We start from the raw sequence: 22,283 nt of genomic DNA, 5'->3' as shown, positions 1-22,283 counted from the left end.
TTCCTCAGCGTCTGAATTCCGGCACGTCCCGTCCCAGGATGAACTGGGTCGGGTTGCGCTCGATCTGGCGGCTCAACTGGTCGAGGTTGCCGATCAGCATGCGGGTCTCCTGCGCGAGCTGCGAGAAAAGCGGCAGGGCGTTCGCAGTGAAGTCCTGAATGCCGGGCGCGGAGGTGTCAACCAGACCCTGCAGGCGCACGAAGGCGGCCGCCGCGGCCTCGCTCGCCGCCCGGATCTCGTCGGAGATGACCGGAAGATCCTCGGACACGGTCGCAACCGCCTCGTTCAGTCCGGTCACCGTCGCGTCGAGTTCGGCGATGAGGGTCTGGATCTCCTCGTTGATGATCCGGTCCGCGCCGGTGAAGGCGCTTTCGGCGGCCGCGAGCGTGCGCTCGCCCGTTTCGAGCGCGCCGTTGATCGCGGCCAGCGTCGTATTGGCATTGGCGAAGGTTTCGCTCACCTGCGCCATGGTCGTGCGCGCCTCGGTCACGAGTTCCGCGACCCCGCCGCTGGCTTCGGTGAGGTCTGCGCCGACGGTGTCGGCGACCGTGCGGACATCGGCCAGCGCGCCGCGGATCTCGGTCATGATCGCCGGCAGGTCCGTTTCCGCGGCGGTGCCGATGGCGGCGATGGCCTCGGTCGCGTTCGCCACGGCGACCCGCGTCTCGGCCAGGAGCGGCGCGCCCTCCGTCTCCATCAGCGTGTCGAGCCGTGCGGCGGCGGCCTCCACCGCGACGCCCGCGCTGTCGAGCGTGGCGACCAGTGTATCGACACGCTCCAGCGTGCCCTCGGCCTCGGCCAGCCGGGCCGTCGCGGTGGTTCCGGTCTCCTGGAGCGATGCGATCATCGCGCTGGCCTCGGCTCCGATCCGCGTCACCTCACCCCTCAGCCCCGCGATCAGTTCCTCGACCTCGGCGGTCGCCGCGGTCAGGTCCTCGGCGATGTAGCGCTGCGCCTCGCCGGTCACCGCCTGGATGTTGCTGACGGTGCCGGACGCATTCTGCACGATCAGCGTCGTCTCGTCGGCCAGCTCGGTGATCGAGCCGAGCGTCTCGTCGGCCGATTCCAGCACCACCGCCAGTTCCGAGGTCAGCTCGTCGAGCGTGGTGTTGAAGCGGTTGATCTGGCTGGCGAAGCCGTCGATCGTCTCGGCGATGCCGGAGAAGCCCGCCATCGCGGTCGAGAAATCCTCCGACGCGGTCTCGGCGTTGACGATGATCCGCTCGATCCTGACAGCATTCTCGCCGCTGAAGATGTCGCCGATCTCGCGCACCACGCGCAGTGTCTCTTCGACGAGTTCGGGCGCATCCTCGGTCAGGGTCTGAAGCGTCGAGCGCCCGGCCTCGATCTCGGGGAAGGGGGCGTCGCTGACATCGGCGAGCAAGGGGGCCTCGGGCGTGCCGGGGCCGATCGCGACGTAGGACACGCCCGTCACCCCGAGCGACTCGATGGTCGCGATACTGTCGGTCCGAACAGGCGTGTCGGCGGCGATCTCGACCCGGACGTTGATGCGCCCGTCCCGTTCCGGGGACAGCCGGACATCGACGACCTGTCCCACGGGCAACCCGCTGAAGCGCACGTCTGAGGCGTTGCTCAGGCCGGAGACGGAGGTGAAACGGATGTCGTAATAGGCGAACTGGCGGTCGAGCTCGACCCGGGCGAACCACAGGAAGAACCCGAGGATGCCGAGGAACCCCGCCAGCGCGAAGAGGCCGATAAGGACGTAGTTGGCTTTCGTTTCCACCTAGTCTTCTTCCTTCGCGGTGCCTGCAGCCGCGCCATCGAGCGCCGCCCTTGCCCTCGGGCCGTGGAAATACGAGCGCACCCAGGGGTGATCGACCGACAGCATGTCCTGCATCGTCCCGGTCACCAGCACCTTGCGTTCGGCCAGGACGGCCACGCGATCGCACACCGCATGAAGCGTGTCGAGGTCATGCGTGACGAGGAACACCGTTAGGCCAAGCGACCGGCTGAGTCCACGGATCAGGGCATCGAAATCCGCCGCTCCGATCGGGTCGAGACCGGCCGTCGGCTCGTCGAGAAACACGATTTCGGGGTCGAGCGCGAGCGCGCGCGCCAGGCCCGCGCGCTTGCGCATGCCGCCCGAAAGCTCGCTGGGATACTTGTCGCCCGCGTTGGGGGGCAGGCCGACCATGGAGATCTTCAGATCGGCCAGCGCCCTCGCGGTTTCCGGCGCGAGATCCCCGATCGCGCGCATCGGCACCTCGACGTTCTCCCGCACCGTCAGCGACGAGAACAGCGCGCCGTCCTGGAACATCACGCCCCAGCGTGCCTCGAGCGCCGCGCGCGCGTCGGGGTCGGCGGTGAAGGCGTCCGTGCCGAGGACGCGGACCTGCCCCGCGGCCGGGGTCTGAAGCCCGGCGATGGTGCGCAGCAGCACCGATTTCCCGGTGCCGGAGCCGCCGACGATCCCGATGATCTCGCCCCGGTAGACGTCGAGGTCCAGTCCGTCGTGCACGACGTGGTCGCCGAACTGGTTGCGCAGTCCCCGCACCTCGATGACGGTCTCGCGATCCGCCATCGTCACACCCCGATCTCGGAAAAGAAGATCGAGAAGAGGGCGTCGGCCACGATGACCGCGAAGATCGCCGCGACGACCGAGTTCGATGTCTGCCGGCCGAGGGATTCCGCGTTGCTCCGCACCTGCATGCCCGCGCGGCAGCCCACGACGCCGATGATCAGGGCGAAGAACGGCGCCTTCACGAGGCCGACCATCAGGTGGTTCGCGTGCTCGCCTTCCAGCAGGCGCGTCTGGAACATCTGGGGCGAGATCCCGAGCTCGATCCACGACATGAGCCCGCCGCCGACGAGGCCCGAGAAGTTGGCGATCACGCCGAGGATCGGCAGCATGAGGAGGAGCGCGAGGATCCGCGGCACGAAAAGAACCGTCGTCGGGTCGAGCCCGAGGGTGCGCATCGCGTCGATTTCCTCGCGCATCTTCATCGAACCGATGGCGGCGGTGAAGGCCGAGGCCGTGCGCCCCGCCACGATGATCGCCGTTAGCAGGATGCCCAGCTCGCGCAGGATCGACACCGCGATGAGGTCGACGACGAAGACCTCGGCGCCGAACTGCCTGAGCTGCGACGCGCCCTGGAATGCGAGGACGATGCCGATGAGAAAGGACATCAGCGCGACGATCGGCACGGCCTTGAGCCCGACCTCGCCGCAATGATGCACGAGCGCCGTCAGGCGGAACTCGCGCGGGTGGAGGATGACGCGGACAAGCCCGGCCAGAAAGAGCCCGAGATAACCCGCATATCCCATTAGGGCCTGCCCGCCCCCCACCACCGCGCGGCCGAGGTCATCGAGACGGTCGGCGAGTGTGCGCCCTTCGTCTTCGTCGTGCGTCTCGGTCGCGCCGGGCAGGGCGCCGGCCACCGTCTCGATGACCGCGTCCATCTCCGGTGTCGTGCCCTCGAGCGAGAGAGTACCGCCGCCGCCTTCCAGCCGCGACCTGAGGGAAAGGAGCGACCAGGCCCCGGCGGTGTCCAGACGGGTCACGCGGCCGAGGTCGATGACGATATCGGGGCCGAGCCCGTCGAGCCGGCGCCCGACCTCGGTGAGAGTGTGAATCGTGTAGGCGCCGCTGAGCGTGACCCGGATCGGGCGCGCCTCGCCATCGATCTCGACGCCGATGTCCGTGTCAGGGTTCACGGCGACCACCCGAGAGGCCCCCGGGACACGACTGCGTCCCCCCGGCACCGGGTCCAGGACCTTGCGAGAGGTCCGCGGCTTCGATTCCACCCCTGGCAATCCATTCCGCTACACTGCCCACGCCGTGCCGGGGCGCAACCGCAAACCACCCCGTCGCATGTTTCGGCGCGGCGACACCGGCGACCCGACGCGGGGATGCCATCGTTTTCTGCTTTGGTCAGCCGCCACCGATCAGCACGCCGGCGGCGAAGACAAGCGCGCCCCCGAGCACGACCTGGAACGTCGCCCTGAAAAACGGCGTATCCATGAAGCGGTTCTGAATCCACACGATTGCCCAGAGCTCGATGAAGACGACGATGATGGCCGTGATCGTGGCCGTCCAGAAATCCGGGATCAGGTAGGGCATGGCATGGCCGAGGCCGCCCAGCGTCGTCATGATGCCCGAGGCGAAGCCGCGCTTGACGGGGGAACCGCGCCCCGAAAGCTCTCCGTCGTCCGAGGCGGCCTCGGTGAAGCCCATCGAGATCCCCGCGCCGACCGAAGCCGCGAGACCGACGAGGAAGGTCGTCCAGGTATCCTGCGTGGCGAAGGCCGTCGCGAAGATCGGCGCGAGCGTCGAGACCGACCCGTCCATCAGGCCGGCGAGGCCCGGCTGCACCCAGGTTAGGACGAACTGGCGATGGGCGCGTGCGTCCTCCGTCTCGCGGCTTTCGGTGTCGAGGTGGGTTTCGGCGGCCCTGCCGGCGCTGACGCGATGCCCGGCCTCGGCGCGGGCGAGATCGCCCAGCAGCTTGCGGGTGGCCGCATCGCTGGTCCGCTGTGCCGCGTGCAGGTAGAAGTTCTCGGCCTCCTGTTCCATCGCGGCCGCCTCGGCGCGGATGCGGTCCAGTCCGAGGTTCTGGACCAGCCAGATGGGCCGCCTTGCGTAGTATCCGGCCACGTGTTCGCGGCGGATAAGCGGGATCACCTCGCCGAAGCGGCTGCGATGAAGCTCGATCAGGCGCTGACGGTGGTTGTCCTCCTCGGCGGCCATTTCGTCGAAGAGCTTGGCACTGTCGGGGAAATCCTGCCGCAGGCGTTCGGCATAGCCGCGATAGATCCGGGCGTCGTCCTCTTCCGAGGATATTGCAAGCGCCAGCACTTCCTGTTCCGAGAGGTCGCGAAACCTTCGCCGGTTCATCGTGAAGACCATGACGCTTCTCCCTTTGCCGTCAGCGGTGCGCCCGAAGGGGCATACCTGAGTGTTCCTCGGTCAGCCGCGCATGGGGCCGAGAGCGGCGGAGCTCACGCCTCCGCCGCCATCGCGGTCCAAGCATGCGATCGACGCGACCGCCTGGGCGAGGGACCCATCGAGGATGATCTTGCCGTCCAAGTCGGCGTCACCGAACGCCAACGCAAGTTCCCCGGTCGCGCCCCGCATCGCGCCCTGACCTTGGCCGCAACCCAATTCCATATCGCCTGCGCGCGCCCCGTCAAACGAGACTTGCTCCCCTGCGTCGAGAAGGCCGTCCCCGTTCATGTCGACCATCGCGAAAACGCCGCCGCCGCGCAGGGGGCGTCTTCGACGGTCGCGGACGCGACCTGCAGATGACCGAGGGGCCCGGCGCAAGGCCGCGCCGCGTCGCCCTGGCAAGGCGCGGCAGTGGCGGTCACGCCGCCCCGTTCGGCGCGATCGGCACAACCCGATCCCGGGGTGGGACACTCCGATTGGTGCGCGTTCTTGACGCGGGGAAGACGGGCGACCCGGCCCGGTTCCCGACCTGCCGGTGGCTCCGACGCATCCGGCCTATTCGGCGGCCTGCGGGCGGGGCACCAGCGGCGGGCGGTGATCGGCGGGCATCGGGCAGACGTAGGGCGTGACGGCGAGGCGGGCCGCATGTTCAGCCTGGGCCTCGGCAAGACGCGCGGGATCGCTCAGGAGGATCTGCGTCACGCGGCCCATGGCCTTGGCGGCATGGACCATCCCCTTGTGCGCCGCACCCGACTGCCCCTGTGCCGTCATCTGCCAGCTGTGCAGCGGCGTGCCGATGGCGGCGGTGGCGACCAGAACCTCGGTCGTCGGAACCTTCCATGTCACGTCGCCCACATCGGTCGACCCGATCAGCACCTCGCCCCCGGGGCGCATCGGCACGACCCAGTCGCAGAGCGCCGCACCCGCGCGCGGGGCCTCGTTCACGACCGACCATTCCGCCGCGATGTCCTGCGGCGACAGCGTCGCCTGGATGCGTCGGGCGTAGGCGCGGTCGTCCTCGTCGAACGGGACACCGCCAAGCTCGTCGAGCGCGTCTTGCATGATCCGGTCCATGGTCAGGTTCTCGAAATGGTTCGAGACGGCGGCGAACATGCGTGCCTCGACCGTCGTTTCGGTCATGAGTGCCGCGCCTTCGGCCACCTTCTTCACGCGTTCCACAAGGGCCAGCATCTCGTGCAGCTTGAGCGCTCGGATCGAGTAGCGCACGGCGGCGCGCGACTGCACCACGTTCGGCGCCTTCCCGCCCGCGTCGAGATAGGCGTAGTGGATGCGGGCGTCCTGAGGCATGTGCTCGCGCAGGTAGTTCACGCCGACGGACATGAGTTCCACCGCGTCGAGTGCGGAGCGGCCGAGATGGGGCTGCGCGGCGGCGTGTGCGGAACGCCCGGAAAAGTGGAAATCCATCCGCGTGTTGGCGAGCGACAGGGGGTCGTCGACGCGGGTCATGCCGCCGGGATGCCAGGTCACGGCGGCGTCAACATCATCGAAGGCGCCGTCCCGCACCATGAAGGCCTTGGCCGCGCCCCCCTCCTCGGCGGGGCAGCCATAGTAGCGCACGCGCCCCTGCGTGCCGGTCGCCTCGAGCCAGTCCTTGACCGCGCAGGCCGCGAGCAGCGCGCCGGAACCCAGCAGGTTGTGTCCGCAGCCATGACCGGGGCCGCCCTCTTCCAGTTCCTGCGGGTGGTCGAGGCCCGCCACCTGGCTGAGGCCCGGAAGCGCGTCGTATTCGCCGAGGATCGCGATGACCGGCCCGCCCTTCCCCGCCTCGCCCATTACGGCGGTCGGGATGCCCGCCACCTCTTCGGTCACACGGAATCCCTTGGCGCGCAGCATGGCCGTGTGTTCCGCGCAGGAGCGAAACTCGCCGTAGAGCGTTTCGGGCATGCCCCAGACGCGGTCGGCCAGCCCGATCAGGTCGTCCCTGTGGTGGTCCACGAGGCGCGGGATCTCGGATGTATTCTGCATGTCAGCCGTCCCTCATGCGTCAGTCCGCGACCGGCTCCGCCAGCCGCACGGCGGTCTTGCCGCGCCACAGGCGCCGGGACGGCATGATCAGGACCGTCACCGGATGCGGCGCGCGGATCTCGGTCGGCCCGTCATGGCCGATCAGCGTCCCCTTGGGAAGCCGTTCCAGCCCGGTCCAGTCCTGCGCGAAACGGAAATCATCGGTCTCGATCGTGACCGCGCGGGAAACCTGGAAGAACTGCATGGGTTCGGGCGCGGCCCGGTTTGCCATCCAGTCGTCGGCGAAATCGGGGGCGGTGGCGCCGGTCGCGCGCAGGAAACGGATCGCGGTTTCCATCGCCACGCCTTCGGCCGCGGCCTCCCAGTGCTGACCGCATTCCACCAGCATGGCGTTGCGGGGCGAGGCCGGGTCGGAAAAACCGCCATGGTCGCGCATCCGCATCCCCTCGGCATGGCCGTGGTCGTTTATCACGAGATCCGGGTAGCCGACACTGCGCGCCAGATCGCGCCCCTTCGGCAGAAGCCCCGCGATGGTCAGGGCCTGCGCCTTGCTCTGCATCGAGTGGATGTCCAGAAGCAGGTCGACGGTGTCGAGCCAGGGGCGCACCTCGCGCGCGCGGCGTACCTCCTCGGTCACGGGACGGTCTGCATCGTCCAGCCTGCCGGGCGACCAGAGACGGTTGAAATCCTCGTCGATCCAGCGCGAGGCATCGGGGACGTCTGGGTCGAAGGCCTCGTGGGCCGCGACGTTCATGAAGCCGAAGGACAGCTTGCCCCGGACGGGCCGCGTCTCGTGCTTGAGCAGCCAGTCGAGCGCCAGCGCGCCGCAGGGTTCGTTGCCATGCACGATGGCGGTGATCGCCACATGGGGGCCGGGCCGCCCGCTGTCGAAGGTCCAGACATAGGGGATGCCGTCGGTCCCCTCGGCATAGGGTGTGATGTCGGGCGGAGTGAGCTCCACGGGAAAGGGGTTGGGCAGTCCCGTGGCCGATCCCTTGCGGTCTGTGGTCATTCTGCCGTGGTCCTTTCGAGCCGGCTGGCGACATAGTCGGAAAGGTGCAGCGACAGCGCGTCGAAACAGGCCTTGAGCGTGTCGTAGCCCGCGTTCGGCGCGCGTGTGTCCTCGTCCATGTAGAGCTTGCGGTTGACCTCGATCTGCATCGAGTGGCGCCGGCGCGCGGGATCGCCGTTCGCGCGGATCAGCTCCATCCCTTTGTAGGGGTCGTTCACCGCGACCGAGTAGCCCCGCGCGCTCAGGAAGGCGCGGACGGTCTCGGTCAGGTCCGGTTCGCAGGATGCGCCGTCGCGGTCGCCCAGCACGAAATCGGGCCGGGGCGTGCCGCGCGCCTGGGTCGACATCGCCGAGGCGACCTCCTGCATCGAGTGGCAGTTGATGTGCCAGACCGCGCCCCAACGGGCGTGGCCCTCATCGAGAAGCGCGCGCAGCCGGGACTGGTAGGGCCGGTGGTAACGCGCCACGCGGGCCGCGACCTCGTCCGCACTCAGCTGGCGGGCATAGAGCGGCTCACCGCCCGGCGGAACACGGGTCCAGCACAGGCCGATCCCGAGACTGCTTTTCACGGTAGGGTTCAGTGCGCCCGGATAGCTGCCCTCGATCTGGGCGGGGTCCATGTCGTCGGGCGCGCGGTTCGCATCGACGTAGGAGCGCGGGAAATGCGCCTCGAGCAGGACGGCCCCCGCCGCGACCGCGCCGGACCAGAGGTCGGCCACATGGGTGTCCTCGGCATGGCGCAGCGTCAGGGGATCGGCCGCATGGTCGAAGTCCGCCGGGTAATCGGTGCCGGAATGGGGGCTGTCGAACACCAGCGGCAAAGACTGGGTATCGGCCCCCCGCACGCTGAGGACGCCCGGAACGGTCACGGTCATTCCACTCCCCCGTCATGCAGATGGCAGGCGGTGCTGTGTGCGCCTTCCGTTATGGTTCGCGGCACTTCGCGCCGGCAGCGGGGGCCGGCCATGGGACAGCGCGGGTGGAAATGGCACCCCGGCGGCGGGTTCAGCGGCGAGGGGATCTCGCCCTTCACGGTGCGGAAGGCCTGGCGTCCCGCGCCCAGCCGCGGCACCTGGTCGAGAAGCGCCTGCGTATATGGGTGGCGGGGCCCCTCGAAGAGCGCGTCCGTCGGCGCGATCTCGACGATGCGCCCCAGATACATCACCACCACCCGGTCGGCGATGTGTTCCACCACGCCCAGGTCATGGCTGATGAACAGGTAGGTCAGGTCGAGGTCGCGGCGCAGGTCCTGGAAGAGGTTGATGACCTGCGCCTGGATCGACACGTCGAGCGCCGCGATGCTTTCGTCGCAGATCAGGAATTCGGGCTGCACCGCCAGCGCGCGGGCGATGCCGATGCGCTGACGCTGGCCGCCCGACATCTGGTGCGGGTAGCGCTGTGCGAAAGCGCGGTCGAGGCCGACCTTTTCCAGGAGCGCATCGACATATCCCGCCACCTCCCGCCGCGTGGTCAGCCCGTGATAGACCGCCGCCTCGCCCACGATCTCGGCCACCTTCAGGCGCGGGTTCAACGAGGACATCGGGTCCTGGAAGATCATCTGGATGCGCAGCCGCTTGTCTCGCGCCTGCGCGCTGTGGGCGTCGGTGACATCGACGCCCTCGAAGCGGATTTCGCCCTCGGACACTGGCAGAAGCCCCGCCACCATACGCCCCAGCGTGGACTTGCCACAGCCGCTTTCGCCGACAAGGCCGACGACCTCGCCACGGGCCACGGTGAAGCTGGCGGCGTCGACGGCGTTCACGCAGGTCTCGCGCAGGTCGGCGCCGAGACGGCGGGCGAGGCGCTCGACGCCGTCGAGCTTCTTTTCGAAGCGGCGGGAAACGCCGTGGAGTTCCAGCATCGCGCTCATGCCGTGCCCTCCTCCGCGAGGCTCGGGTGATGGCATCGCAGGCCGCGACCTGGCCCGATTTCCGTGATCCCGGGCGCCGTGATGCGACAGGTGTCGCTGGTGCGCGGGCAGCGGGGGGCAAAGGCGCAGCCCTCGGGCAGGCGGGTCATGTCGGGCGCCATGCCGGGGATCTGCGTCAGCCGTTCACCCCGCCGGCCATGGCCGGGGATCGAGCCCAGAAGCCCCTCGGTATAGGGGTGGCCGGGGGCGGTCAGGACGGCATCGGTCGGTCCGCTTTCGACGATCCGGCCCGCATACATGACCGAGATCCGGTCGGCCAGGCCCGCCACGACGGCGAGGTCATGGGTGATCCAGATCAGCGCCGTGCCGGTCTCGCGCGCCAGCTCCTGCACCTCGGCGAGGATCTGGCTCTGGATCGTGACGTCGAGGGCCGTCGTGGGTTCGTCGGCCACGATCAGGTCCGGGCCGTTGAGGAGCGCGATGGCGATGGCCACACGCTGGCGCATGCCGCCCGAGAACTGGTGGGGATAGGCCTCGAGACGCTCCTCGGGCGAGGGGATGCCGACCTTCGCCAGCGCCTTCACCGCACGGTCGCGGGCGGCGGCGGCGCTGACACGCTCATGGGCGCGCACCGCCTCTACCATCTGGGTCTCGATGCGCAGAACCGGGTTCAGCGTCATCATCGGGTCCTGGAAGATCATCGCGATCCGGTTGCCGCGCAGGCCCCGCATCTCCCGGTCGGAAAGCTGCGCGAGGTCCTGGCCTCGGAACAGGATCTGGCCGCCGACCACGCGGCCGGGCGGATCGACGAGGCGGAGGATGGAGAAGCCGGTGACCGACTTGCCCGAGCCGCTTTCGCCCACAAGGCCCAGCACCTCGCCCTCGCCCAGCGTGAAGCTGACGCCGTCGACGGCCTTCACCACGCCGGCATCGGTGAAGAAATGCGTCTGCAGATCGCGCACATCGAGAACACTCATCGCGAGAGCCTCGGGTTGAGGGTGTCGCGCAGCCGGTCGCCGACCATGTTGATCGAGGCGACGATGGCGAGGAGGGCGACGCCGGGATACATGCTCATCCAGTACTGGCCCGACAGCATGTAGCCGTAGCCATTGGCGATCAGCAGCCCCAGCGAAGGCTGGGTGATCGGCACGCCGACCCCGAGGAAGGACAGCGAGCTTTCCAGCACGATGGTGTTGGCGACCTGCACGGTGGAAATCACGATCAGCGGCGGGATGCAGTTGGGCAGGAGATGCCCGAAGACGATGCGCCAAGCCGGCAGCCCGAGACCCCGCGCGGCGTCGATGTATTCCTTGCGCGCCTCGGACAGGGCGTTGCCGCGCACGGTCCGGGCGTAATAGGCCCATTGCACGATGATCAGCGCGATCACGATCTTGTCGAGGCCGCGCCCGAAGGCCGCCATCAGCATCAGCGCGACGAGGATCGAGGGGAAGGACAGCTGGAAATCGACGATCCGCATCAGGATCGCGTCTGTCCGCCCCCCGGCCCAAGCGGCGTAGATGCCCACGACGACGCCGATGGCCATGGCGGCGAGCGTGGCGAAGATCGAGACCGACAGCGACACGCGCAGCCCGTAGAGAATGCCCGACAGGATATCGCGCCCCTGCTCGTCGGTGCCGAGGTGATAGGTCATCGACCCGTCGAAATTGGTCGAGCCGGGCGGTTGGCGGCCATCCATGATGTCGAGTTGGCGCAGGTCGTAGGGGTTCTGCGGCGAGATCTCGGTGGCGAAGATGGCGAGCACCGCGAGGAGAAAGAGGCTCGCCGTCGCGACATAGGCCGAGGGACCCGAGAAGAACTTGCGCTCCCGCCCCCGCAGGAGGCCTGCGGCAAGCATGACGAGCCCCGCCAGAAGCACGACGCGCGCGGGCAGAAGCGCCGCGCCGTCCGCCGTCAGCAGTACCGCGAGCGATGCGGCGACGCCGAGGCCGGCGGCCATGTTGATCCGGCGCCACTTGTCGCCAGCCGGAACGGCGGGCGGGGCGGCCAGAGTGGTTTCGGGCGCGCTCATGCCGTGCCTCCCTTCACCCGGACCCGCGGGTCGAGCAGCGTGTAGATCACGTCGACGGTGAAGTTGATGACGATGAAGATGATGACGGTCAGCATCAGGTACGAGACGATCACCGGCCGGTCGAGCGTCAGGATGCTGTCGATCAGGAGCTTGCCCATCCCCGGCCAGGCGAAGACCGTCTCGGTCACGACGGCGAAGGCGATCATCGATCCGAGCTCCAGCCCGAGCACCGTGATGATCGGGATCATGATGTTCTTGAGGACATGAACCACGAGGATGCGGGTCTCGGATAGGCCCTTGGCGCGGGCGAACTTCACGTAGTCCTGCACCAGCGCCTCCTGCGTGCCGGCGCGCGCGAGCCGCGTGACCAGCGACGCCTTGTAGAGGGCGAGCGTGAGCGCAGGCAAAAGCATGTGCTGCAACCCGTCGGCGGTGAAGATCGACAGGCGCAGGCCAAGCACCTCGACCGTCTCGCCGCGGCCCGTCGAGGGCAGCCACTGCAGCTCGACCGCGAAGATCAGGATCAGCAGCATGCCGACCCAGAAATTCGGCAGCGAGAAGCCGAAGATGGAGCCCGTCATGATCGCCCGGCCCTGCCAGCGGTCGGCCTTGTAACCGGCATAGACGCCTAGCGGCACGCCGATCAGGACGGAAAAGAGCAGGCCCATCACCGCCAGTTCCAGCGTGGCGGGCATGTAGGACAGGATAAGCTGAACCGCCGGTTCGCCATGTACGAAGCTGCGCCCGAGATCGCCCTGAAGCGCGTTGCCGATGAACTTCAGGAACTGGATGTAGACCGGTTGATCGAAGCCGAAGCGCGCCATGGTCTCGTCGATCTCGGCCGGCGTCGCGTCGGGCGAGATCAGGATGTCGACCGGGTTGCCGATCATGTAGACACCGAAGAACACGACGATCATCATCGCGATCAGCACGAAGACCGATTGCGCAAGGCGCCGGAGCAGGAAGACGAGCATCGCGGATGCGTCCCGGTTCTGTTGGATCGAGGATGGGCGTGCCGCGCGGGACTGATCCCGCGCGGCTTGCCCGGAAGGGCCTTACTCGCCCGAACTGATCAGGAAGGGCAGCGTATACTGGTCGGCACGTGGCGTGTAGTCGACGCTGGCCCGCATCGCCCAGGGCGTGACTTCGTAGTGCAGCGGGATGATCGCGTAGTCATCCATCGCCATTCGCGACGCCTGCCTCAGCAGGGCCTCGCGTGCGTCGTCGTCGACCGTGCGCAGCGCCTCGAGCAGCACTTCGTCCATCGCGGGGTTGGAGTACTGCCCGCGGTTGGTGCCGCCGAGGCCGAGGTCGGAGTTGCGTGTCGCCAGAAGCGCCCGGAGCGGCGAGGACATCTCGCCCGTGCCCGCGCCCCAGCCTGCGAGGTAGGCCGAGAACTCGAACGCGTTGCGGCGCGAGAAGAAGGTCGAGGCGGTCGAGGCGTCGATCTCGGTCGCCACGCCGATCCGTGCCCACATCTGCGCCACGGCCTGGGCCACCTGCGCGTCGTTGATGTAGCGGTCGTTGGGCGTGCCGATGGTGATGCCAAACCCGTTCGGGTAGCCAGCCTCGGCCAGGAGCGCCTGCGCGCGGTCGGCGTCGAAGCCACGCGGGGGCAGGTCGCCTTCCACATGCGCGCCGAACATGCCCGGCGGCAGCAACTCGCCCGCCGAGACGGCCACGCCGCCCATGATGCGCTCCACGATGGCATCGCGGTTGATGGCGATGGTCAGCGCCTCGCGCACCCGGATGTCCTGCAGCGGGTTGGCGCCATCGGTGCCGGTGATCATCGGCGAGGGAACCTGGGCGTGATCGAGGTGGATGTAGATCACCCGGTTGGAGATGCCCTGTACCACGCGCAGGTCGTCATCGGCGCGCAGCCGCTCGAGGTCCTGCAGCGGCGGGTTCTCGATGAAATCAACGTCGCCCGCGATCAGTGCGGCCACCCGCGGCCCCTCCGAGGTCAGCGGCAGCATGGTGACCCGTTCCCACGGCGCGGCCTCGCCCCAGTAGCCGGGGTTGCGCACCAGTTCGATGCCCTCGCCGCGGCGGAAGCTTTCCAGCAGGAAGGGGCCGGTGCCGATGGCAGCCGAGCCGTCGTTGAAGGCCTGCGTGGCGGGCACGGGCATGTCGTCGCCGCAGCCCTCGGGGCTGAAGGTCAGGGTCGAGCCGTCGACGCCGTTGGCGCGCGCCGAGATGATGCCGAAGGTCGAGAACTCGGTGGGCATCAGCGGGTAGGGCTGGGCGCTGTGCACGATCAGCGTGTGCGGGTCGGGCACTTCCATGCCGGTGATCCCGCCCGTGTAGGTCGTGAAGAGCGAGGGCGAATCCGGCACGCCGGGAATGCGGCAGACCGTGTAGACCACGTCGTATGCGTCGAAGGGCGAGCCGTCGGAGAAGGTGACATCCGAGCGCAGGTTGAACTGCCAGCTGGTTTCGCTGACCGGTTCCCAGCTTTCCGCCAGAAGCGGCGTGAGCTGCTGTGCCGCGTCGGTGCCGACGAGCGATTCGAAGATGTTGCGGCGCAGCTGGTTGTTCGGCCCGAGATTGTGGAAATGCGGGTCTGCGGAAGACGGCTCGGACGCAAGACCGATCCGCAATTCCTGGGCCGCGAGCGGCAAGGCCGGGATCGCGGCGGCAAGCACCGCAACGGTCAGCCCGCGGAGAACTGGTCTGGACATGGCTGGGAATCTCCTCTGTTGGCGTGCAGGGTTTGCCGCCCCGGCGGCACCCGGCATCGTTTGGTCCCATGACGCCGGGCACCGTATCCGATGCCCGGGACACGGAAATTGGAAACACCATGACTTCATGCTATGGACCTATAACGGTTCCGCATGACGGCCCGTCCAGGCAGGGAGGAACGGTCATGCGGCCACGCGCATCCATCCGCGAATACGAGGTTTTGCGCGCCGTAATCACCTCGGGTACGGTGACCGCGGCGGCGCATCGGCTGGGCATTTCGCAACCGGCGGTCAGCCGGCTTCTCGCTCAGCTGGAGGCCAATGTCGGCGTCACCCTGTTCGAGCGCCGGGGCGGCCGGTTGCGCCCGACCGCCGAGGCCGTGCGGCTGAACGGACGGCTCGACCGGCTGTTCGACGCGCTGACGTTCCTCGACGGCACGGATCCCTCCGATCCGGCCAGCCAGCCGTTGCGCCTCGCCGCGCCGCCGACGCTGGGCCACCGGTTCCTTGCCAGCGCGATGGCCACGTTCATCAAGCAAAACCCCGGCCAGGTCATCTCGCTGGAGACCTGCACCTCGAACGGCCTCGTCAGCCGGCTGGTGGACGACACCATCGACCTCGGGTTCACCCTGGCCGAGCTGACCCATTCCGCGATGGAACTGATCCCGTTCCACAAGACCGGCGCGGTCTGCGTGATGGCCGCTGACCATCCGCTCGCCCGGCACGAGGTCATCACCCCCGAGATCCTGCATGAACAGGACCACATCGCGCTGATGCGGCGGCATATGGTGCGCACCCGACTCGATCAGGTCTTTGCCCGCGCGGGCGTCCGCCCCCGGACCGTGGCCGAGGTGGCGACGGGCGTCAGCGCGATCACGCTGGCCCGCCACGGTGTCGGCGTCGCGGTGATCTGTCCCTTCCCGCTTCTTCGCCGGCATGACCCCGATCTCGCGATCCGCCCCTTCGCGCCCGAGTTCATCTACCGCGCGTCCTTCGCCGTCTCGACGGTGCGCCCTCTGTCGAAACCGGCCCGCGCCTTCATGCGGCATGTGCAGCTGGCCGTCCGGTCCGAGGCCTGGCTCGCGCCCGACCGCTGGGCCGCGCAGGCGTAGCGCCGCGAAGCCGCCGGCGCCTGTCCGGCGACCAATGACGGCTTGTGCATCTATTTCGTGAAAGGCTATTTTCACGGCCATGGCGTCAGCGGCCCGAACCTCCTTCATCGCGCGGATCCGCGATGCGACGCCGAACATGCATCGGAGCGAGTTGCGGCTGGCCGAGGCGATCCTTCATTTCCCCGGCCAGATCGCCAGCTACACGGCGACCGAGCTTGCACAGATGGCGGGCGTGTCGAACGCGACCGTGACCCGCTTCGTCCGCAAGATCGGCTACGCCTCGTTCGAGGAGGCCCGGCAGGCCGTCCGCGCCGAGCAGGCCGCGGGTACGGCGCTTTTGCGAGTGGATCGCGAAGGCGCGCCCAGCGATGGCCAGATCGCCCGCCACCTCGACCAGAGCCACGGCAACCTCGAACGCAGCCTCGCCCGACTCGACGAGGCCGAAGTCGGCGCACTGGTCTCGGCGATGATCGATGCCGACCGGCTCTGGCTGGTCGGGTTCCGGGCCGGGCAGGCCTTTGCCCGCTATCTTGCATGGCAGGTGATGCAGGTGCGCTCGAACGTGTTCACCCTTCCGCGGGATGGCGAGACCTTGTCCGAAAGCCTTGCCGGGATCGGGAAGGGCGATTGCGTGATCGTCTTCGCACTGCGCCGTCCGCCGAAACAGGTCGACGCGCTTCTGGCCGTGCTGGGCGACACCGGCGCCGAGACGGCTCTCATCGGGGATTTGCCCGGTCTGGAGGGAATGCCGGCCCGCTGGCGCCTGCCCTGCAGCACTGCGGGCGCCGGGCCGCTCTTCGATCATGTGGGGGTCATGGCGCTGTGCGGCCTGCTGGCATCCAGCGCGATCGAACGGGCGGGTGCCGCAGGCCGGGAACGGCTGCGCGTGATCGAGAACATCCACGATTCCCTCGACGAACTCTGATCCTTCGATGGCTGGTTTGCGCGGATTCCGTGCTCAACGGGCCCGAATTCCGCTCATCGTTTGAGCAGACGTGAGTCCGCGGGCCTTGGCTTGCCATGAAAATCAATTTTCATATGACGACGTTCGCGAAAAGTGTCTTGCATTGCGTACCTCTTCCCATCCGCCTCCCTAGGAAAGGATCGCCACATGACCGCACTGAGAAATTCCGTTTTCATCGCCGCCACATGGCTTGCGCTTCCGGGCGTCGCCGCGGCGCAGACCGTCCTGCAGATCAACTCGTCCCTGCCCGAAGGCTCCTTCGCGCATGTCTTCCTGCAGGAATATGAAACCCGGCTCGAGGCCGCCACCGATGGTGCGGTCGACGTGCAGATCTTCATGTCCAACACGCTCGGTTCCGAGGAAGACGTCCTGCAGGGCCTCGCGCTCGGTACGCACAACGCCTCGCTGTCGGCTTCGGCGATCGCGCAGATCAACACGCGCGCGGCCATTTTCGACCTGCCCTACCTGTTCGAGGACCGCGCCGCCGTTCAGGCCTTCGCCGCAAGCCCCGCGGGCGACATGCTGCGCGACGGCTTCGAGGGCACCGGAATGGTGCTCGCGGCGATGTGGGACAACGGCTTCCGCCAGATCACCAACAGCGTCCGGCCGATCACCGTTCCGGCCGATCTCGAGGGCCTGAAGATCCGCACGCCCACCAGCCGCCAGCGCGTCGAGATGTTCAACACGCTCGGCGCGAACGCCACGCCGCTGTCCTTCGGCGAGGTCTACTCGGCCCTCGACCAGGGCGTGATCGACGGGCAGGAGAACCCCGCACAGGTCGTCGACAGCGCGCGCCTCTACGAAGTGCAGGAATACATGTCGCTGTCGAACCACGTCTACCTTCCGACGTTCCTCGTCTTCGGCGAACCCTACCTCGCGTCGGTGGACCCCGCGCTTGCCGAGGCCATGATGAGCGTGGCGGCCGAAACCGCCGCCTGGACCTTCGATTGGGGCGAGACCACGGATGCCGAAGTGATCGCCGCGCTGTCCGACCGGATCGCGGTCAACGAGATCGACTTCGCCGCCTTCCAGGCCGCCGCCGCCCCGCTCTATGAAAGCCCGACCTTCGTGGAGGTGATCGGCGCCGACATGATCGCCGCGACCCGCGACGCGCTTGGCATCCAGTAAACCCAAGCCTCGGAGCAGCCCCGTCATGGCCCGCCTCACCGCCTTCGTCGCATTCGTCGACCTCTGGCTCACCCGCGTCCTGGACGCGGCGGTGATCGGGCTGGCGGGGCTGCTCTTCTGCCTGCTGAACTACGCGGTCTTCACCCGGTTCATCCTGAACGACAGCGTATCGTGGTCCGAGGAACTGCCCGCACATGTGCTGGCCACCCTCACCTTCATCGGCGCGGCCTACCTGACGCGCACATCCGAGCATCTCGGCTTCGACGCGGTGGTGCGGATCCTGCGCCCGGGCCTGAAACGCGCGGTGATGGCCGGAAACCTCATCCTGATGGCCTTCTTCGGCGGCCTGCTGGCGTATTACGGCGGCATCGCGGCGCAAAGCTTCGGAAGCCGGATGCTCATTTCCGTCGATCTGCCCATGGCGCTGTTCCGCTACGCCATGCCGGTGGGCGGCGCGCTGATCGCGCTCATCAGCCTCACGCGCCTTGCCGGTCTTCTGACCGGGCAGGTGCATCCCGACGACCTCCTGCCCGAAAGCGACGCGTGATGTTCATCGATCCCGGCTGGATCATCCTGATCCTTCTCGTCGTCCTGCTGATCGCGGGGCTGCCCATCGCCTTCGTCCTCGGCATCACCGCCGCGACGATGATCCTGCTCGACCCCGCGGTCGTTCCTCAGATCATCGGCCTGATCCCATTCGGCGGAGCGAACAACTACCTGCTGGTCGCGGCGCTCCTGTTCATGATTGCCGGCGAGGTGATGAACCAGGGCCGCATCGCCGAAAAGCTGATCGCCTTCGCCTCCAGCCTGGTCGGTCACATCCGGGGCGGGCTGGCGCACGTCAACATCCTGACCTCGCTTTTCTTTTCGGAGATTTCCGGCACGGCGACCTCGGACGCGGCCGCCATCGGCTCGGTGATGATCCCGCAGATGAAGAAACGCGGCTATCCCGCCGCCTTCGCCGCCGCCGTCACCTCCACCTCGGCGACCATGGCGATCATCGTGCCGCCCTCTCTGAACCTGATCCTCTACGCCTATGTCGCGAATGCCTCCATCGCCGAGCTGTTCGCGGCGGGCATCCTGCCGGGCATCATGGTCTGTGCGCTGCTCATGGCGACGGCCTATGGCATCTCGGTCAAGCGCGGCTACCCGACCGAAGGCGAGTTCCAGTTTCGCCGCGTGATCGAGACCGGCAAGGATGCGGCCATCCCTCTGACCCTGCCGATCCTCATCCTCGTCGGTATCCTGGGCGGCATCTTCACCGCGACCGAGGCGGGCGCCATCGCGGCCTTCTGGTCGATCATCCTCGCGGCGTTCCTCTACCGCACGATCAAGCTCGGCAACCTGCTCGACACGTTCCGCATCGCGGGCAAGCGCAGCGCGATGCTCATGTTCATCGTGGCGACCTCGACGCTGCTGGGCTGGTACCTGACGAACCAGCGCATCCCGCAGGACATCGCGCAGGCGATCCTCGGGATCTCGGACAACTACTGGGTGGTGCTCGCGGCCATCAACATCTTCTTCCTCCTGGCGGGCACCATCATCCACGGCACGCCCGCGATCCTGATGCTCGTGCCGATCTTCCTGCCGCTCGCCGACCAGCTCGGCATCGACCGTGTGCATTTCGGCCTGATCCTCACGATCAACCTCGGGATCGGGCAGCAGACGCCGCCGGTCGCTTCGGTCGTGCTGATCACTTGCGCCATCGCCAAGATCTCCATCGCGAAGATCATCCCCTCGATGCTGTGGTTCATCGGCGCGATGCTGGTGGCGCTGATCCTTGTGAACGTTTTCCCGGCGATCGTGCTGTGGCTGCCTTCGGTGATCCTCTGATGCGGCTCCTGATCGTGAACCCGAACACGTCGGCCGGCGTGACGGCGCGCATCGATGCCGCGGCTCAGGCGGTGGCGCAACCGGGCGACCGGTTCACCACGGTTTCGGCGGCATCCGGCCCTGCGCTGATCGTGACCGAGGCCGATGCCGAAGCGGCCACCGCGGGGGTCCTGCAGGCCATCGAGCGTCATGACGGCCCCATTGACGGGATCGTGCTCGCCTCCTTCGGCGATACCGGAGCGGAGGAGGTGCGGATGCGGCATCCGCGGCTTCCGGTCCTCGGCATCGCCGAGGCGGCATTTGGCGAAGTCAGGCGGATCGGCGGCCCCTTCGCCATCGTCACCTTCGCCCCCGAGGTGGCCGGTCCGCTGTCCGAGAAGGCCGCCGAACATGGTGTCGCCGATCTGCTTATCCGGGTGGCAAGCCCCGCCGTTCCACTCGCCCATGATCCGGCCGACGTGGCCGACGCGATGTTGCATGTCCTTCTGGACCTTTGTCGCGGTTGCGTGTCGGACGGGGCGCGGAGCGTCGTGCTGGGCGGCGGCCCGCTCGCCGGGGTTGCCGACAGGATCGCGTCGGCCTGCCCGGTAAGGGTGGTGGACGGCACGCAGGCGGCGATAGGTCAGTTGCGCGAACGCCTCGTGACGGGCTGACACCGCGCGACGGCGCGGCGCCTCAGGAACGCTGTCGATTTACCGCCGAGGGATCGGCGGTGGGGGCGTCGCCCTCAGGCGCCGAGCAGAGAATGGAGGCGATGCAGAACATCGGGGTCCTTGGCCAGATCCACGATGCCGCGCCGCTCTCCGGGCGGATCGCCTGCGTCGGCCCGGTCGGTGTTCCGCCTCGCGCGCTTCGGGAAGGGGATGACGATGCCATCTCCGGCGATAGCTGCCTTGCCCCCGGTCGCTTCGATCTGCATCACGAGTCTTCCTCGGCGAAGTGTTTCGTCCTGAGGAAACTTCAAACGCGCTGACGGCGACAGAATGGCGACAGTCGCGCATTTTTTCGACGATTGCGCCCCCGGCCGGGACAGTATCGCCGCCGGGCAAGCCTTTTCCGACGCATGAGCGAGGCCGTCGACATTTCCCGGTCCGACTGCCAACGTCGAACGGGCTGCACGCATGCGAGAGGGGGCATCGATGACCGAAATCTGGGAAATGACAGCAAGCAAGATCGCGGCGGATGTCCGGGACAAACGGCTGTCGGCGGTCGAGGTCGCGCAGGCTCATCTGGACCGGCTCGCCAGGGTGAACCCCGCGATAAACGCCGTCGTGCAGGAGTTTCCCGAGGAGGCGCTCGAAGCTGCCCGGAGGATCGACGCAACGGTCGCCCGCGGCGAGAACCCGGGGCCATTGTGCGGTGTGCCCGTGACGATCAAGGTGAATGTCGACCAGAAGGGCCACGCCACGACCAACGGCCTCCGGCTTCAGGAGGGGCTCGTCGCCGCCGAGGACAGCCCCGTCGTCTCGAACATCCGCAAGGCCGGCGGCGTCATCGTGGGGCGCACCAACACGCCCGCCTTCTCGCTGCGATGGTTCACCAAGAACGACCTGCATGGCCAGACGCTGAACCCCCGGAACAGGGAGATCACGCCGGGCGGATCGTCAGGCGGCGCTGCGGCGGCCGTTGCGGCGGGCATCTGCGCCCTCGGCCACGGCACGGATATCGCCGGTTCGATCCGCTATCCGGCCTATGCCTGCGGCCTGCACGGGTTGCGTCCGACGCCCGGCCGCATCCCCGCCTACAATTCCAGCGCGCCGGACCGGTTCATCGGAGCGCAACTGATGGCCGTTTCCGGTCCGATCGCCCGAAGCGTCTCGGATCTCGATGTTGCGCTCGCCGCGATGTCCGCGCCCGACCCGAGGGATCCCCTGTACGTTCCCGCGCCCCTGGGCACGGCTGATTTTCCGAAGCGCGCGGCCTTGGCCCTTTCCCCCGACGGCATGGACGTGTGCCAGGACGTGCGGGCCGCGCTTCTCGACGCCGCCGACCGGCTGCGCGATGCGGGCTGGACGGTCGAGGAGACGGACTGCCCTCCGATGCGGCGTGCGGCCGCGATCAACGCCTGCCTCTGGATGGCCGAGACGCAGTTCGGAGCGGGCGAGATGCTGGTCCGCGAAGGTGAAGCGGACTCGCAGTTCGTCTTCGCACGGATGTCCGAGGATGCAGGCGAGGTCGGGTTCCGGTCGCTCATGGAGGCGCTGCAGGCGCGTGTCGGACTGGTGCGGCAGTGGGAACTCTTTCTGCGAGACTTTCCGGTCGTCCTCTGCCCGGCCTCCGGCGAATTGCCGTTCGACCAGCAGCTCGACGTCAGCTCGGAGGCGAACTTTGCCCGCGTCTTCGACGCGCAGCTCACCCAGCGGGCCATTCCGGCGCTGGGCGTGCCGGCCCTGTGCATTGCGACGGGTGAAGCGTCCGGGCGCCCGGTCGGCGTTCAGCTTGTCGCTCCGCGTTACCGCGAGGACATCCTGCTTGCCGCGGGCCGCGCTATAGAGGCGGCGGGCCACCCGATCCAGGTGGCCAGTCCCGATTGGAGTTGAGACCCGCGTTTGTACGGCCGCTCCCCGATCGAACGTCGGGCCTTCCCGGCAATCCCGCTGCGCATTCGATCGGCCCGCGCGTGGGAAGGCGCCCTTTCGGATGGTTTGAGGTGGCCTTTCCCGTGACGGCACAATCTCCGTCGAGGTCCGGAGGGCGACAGGAACCTGACCACTCTGAAGGGCATCCGCACATCGGCCCAGTTGGCTCATTCGCGGCGAGCA

Annotated in this window: 21 protein-coding genes; 7 read left to right on the top strand and 14 right to left on the bottom strand. The window is 68.0% G+C overall.

Annotation, left to right across the window (positions count from 1 at the left end):
• Positions 1–4 precede the first annotated feature (4 nt).
• The 13 genes from N8I71_RS09265 to N8I71_RS09205 all read right to left on the bottom strand — a co-directional run bounded on the left by N8I71_RS09265 (position 5) and on the right by N8I71_RS09205 (position 14,484).
• Positions 5–1,744 carry an MlaD family protein gene (locus N8I71_RS09265; protein WP_262877689.1) on the bottom strand — a complete coding sequence of 580 codons (1,740 nt, stop codon included), beginning with the start codon at positions 1,742–1,744 and terminating at the stop codon, positions 5–7.
• Positions 1,745–2,542, bottom strand: coding sequence for an ABC transporter ATP-binding protein (locus N8I71_RS09260; RefSeq protein WP_262877688.1), 798 nt, complete (start codon positions 2,540–2,542; stop codon positions 1,745–1,747).
• Positions 2,543–2,544: 2 nt separating this feature from the next.
• A complete protein-coding gene (locus N8I71_RS09255; protein WP_262877687.1) occupies positions 2,545–3,675 on the bottom strand; it encodes an ABC transporter permease in 1,131 nt (376 codons plus the stop codon).
• 217 nt (positions 3,676–3,892) lie between these two features.
• Positions 3,893–4,867 (bottom strand): iron exporter MbfA, encoded by a 975-nt coding sequence (mbfA, locus tag N8I71_RS09250; protein WP_262877686.1) that lies wholly within the window; start codon positions 4,865–4,867, stop codon positions 3,893–3,895.
• A 60-nt stretch (positions 4,868–4,927) separates the two neighbouring features.
• Positions 4,928–5,203 (bottom strand): hypothetical protein, encoded by a 276-nt coding sequence (locus N8I71_RS09245; protein WP_262877685.1) that lies wholly within the window; start codon positions 5,201–5,203, stop codon positions 4,928–4,930.
• 258 nt (positions 5,204–5,461) lie between these two features.
• The gene (locus tag N8I71_RS09240) at positions 5,462–6,892 is read right to left on the bottom strand and encodes a M20 family metallopeptidase (protein WP_262877684.1); all 1,431 of its coding nucleotides are present in this window, start codon (positions 6,890–6,892) and stop codon (positions 5,462–5,464) included.
• 19 nt (positions 6,893–6,911) lie between these two features.
• A complete protein-coding gene (locus N8I71_RS09235) occupies positions 6,912–7,904 on the bottom strand; it encodes a M14 family metallopeptidase (RefSeq protein ID WP_262877683.1) in 993 nt (330 codons plus the stop codon).
• A complete protein-coding gene (locus tag N8I71_RS09230) occupies positions 7,901–8,779 on the bottom strand; it encodes an N-formylglutamate amidohydrolase (protein WP_262877682.1) in 879 nt (292 codons plus the stop codon). The genes N8I71_RS09235 and N8I71_RS09230 overlap by 4 nt, the downstream gene beginning before the upstream one ends.
• Positions 8,776–9,774, bottom strand: a complete 999-nt coding sequence (locus N8I71_RS09225; protein ID WP_262877681.1) for an ABC transporter ATP-binding protein — start codon at positions 9,772–9,774, stop codon at positions 8,776–8,778. Before N8I71_RS09225 ends, N8I71_RS09230 begins: the two co-directional genes overlap by 4 nt.
• Entirely contained in the window at positions 9,771–10,751 is a 981-nt protein-coding gene (locus tag N8I71_RS09220) for an ABC transporter ATP-binding protein (RefSeq protein WP_262877680.1), read from the bottom strand. Before N8I71_RS09220 ends, N8I71_RS09225 begins: the two co-directional genes overlap by 4 nt.
• Entirely contained in the window at positions 10,748–11,803 is a 1,056-nt protein-coding gene (locus tag N8I71_RS09215) for an ABC transporter permease (RefSeq protein ID WP_262877679.1), read from the bottom strand. Before N8I71_RS09215 ends, N8I71_RS09220 begins: the two co-directional genes overlap by 4 nt.
• Positions 11,800–12,777, bottom strand: a complete 978-nt coding sequence (locus N8I71_RS09210) for an ABC transporter permease (protein WP_262877678.1) — start codon at positions 12,775–12,777, stop codon at positions 11,800–11,802. Before N8I71_RS09210 ends, N8I71_RS09215 begins: the two co-directional genes overlap by 4 nt.
• A gap of 81 nt (positions 12,778–12,858) precedes the next feature.
• Positions 12,859–14,484: an ABC transporter substrate-binding protein gene (locus tag N8I71_RS09205; protein WP_262877677.1), complete on the bottom strand. Its 1,626-nt coding sequence runs from the start codon at positions 14,482–14,484 to the stop codon at positions 12,859–12,861.
• A gap of 185 nt (positions 14,485–14,669) precedes the next feature.
• On the opposite strand from N8I71_RS09205, the gene N8I71_RS09200 reads away from it, so the two are divergent.
• From N8I71_RS09200 to N8I71_RS09175, 6 genes are all read left to right on the top strand, one after another.
• Complete coding sequence (locus N8I71_RS09200; protein WP_262877676.1) at positions 14,670–15,596, top strand: LysR substrate-binding domain-containing protein; 927 nt, start codon at positions 14,670–14,672, stop codon at positions 15,594–15,596.
• Positions 15,597–15,675: 79 nt separating this feature from the next.
• Complete coding sequence (locus N8I71_RS09195; protein WP_262877675.1) at positions 15,676–16,521, top strand: MurR/RpiR family transcriptional regulator; 846 nt, start codon at positions 15,676–15,678, stop codon at positions 16,519–16,521.
• Between the two features lie 186 nt (positions 16,522–16,707).
• Positions 16,708–17,688 (top strand): TRAP transporter substrate-binding protein, encoded by a 981-nt coding sequence (locus N8I71_RS09190; RefSeq protein WP_262877674.1) that lies wholly within the window; start codon positions 16,708–16,710, stop codon positions 17,686–17,688.
• A gap of 25 nt (positions 17,689–17,713) precedes the next feature.
• Positions 17,714–18,235, top strand: coding sequence for a TRAP transporter small permease (locus N8I71_RS09185; RefSeq protein WP_262877673.1), 522 nt, complete (start codon positions 17,714–17,716; stop codon positions 18,233–18,235).
• Positions 18,235–19,521, top strand: a complete 1,287-nt coding sequence (locus N8I71_RS09180; protein WP_262877672.1) for a TRAP transporter large permease — start codon at positions 18,235–18,237, stop codon at positions 19,519–19,521. Before N8I71_RS09185 ends, N8I71_RS09180 begins: the two co-directional genes overlap by 1 nt.
• Positions 19,521–20,174, top strand: coding sequence for an aspartate/glutamate racemase family protein (locus N8I71_RS09175; RefSeq protein ID WP_262877671.1), 654 nt, complete (start codon positions 19,521–19,523; stop codon positions 20,172–20,174). The genes N8I71_RS09180 and N8I71_RS09175 overlap by 1 nt, the downstream gene beginning before the upstream one ends.
• Positions 20,175–20,248: 74 nt before the next feature.
• Here N8I71_RS09175 and N8I71_RS09170 read toward each other — a convergent pair whose 3' ends face one another.
• Complete coding sequence (locus N8I71_RS09170; RefSeq protein WP_262877670.1) at positions 20,249–20,440, bottom strand: hypothetical protein; 192 nt, start codon at positions 20,438–20,440, stop codon at positions 20,249–20,251.
• A 202-nt stretch (positions 20,441–20,642) separates the two neighbouring features.
• Between N8I71_RS09170 and N8I71_RS09165 the strand changes: the two genes are divergently transcribed.
• Positions 20,643–22,061, top strand: a complete 1,419-nt coding sequence (locus N8I71_RS09165; RefSeq protein ID WP_316249241.1) for an amidase family protein — start codon at positions 20,643–20,645, stop codon at positions 22,059–22,061.
• Positions 22,062–22,283: the final 222 nt, after the last annotated feature.

The sequence above is a fragment of the Roseicyclus sediminis genome, from assembly GCF_025515305.1.
GTDB lineage: Bacteria > Pseudomonadota > Alphaproteobacteria > Rhodobacterales > Rhodobacteraceae > Roseibacterium > Roseibacterium sediminis.
This window is presented reverse-complemented; position numbering and strand designations above follow the sequence as displayed.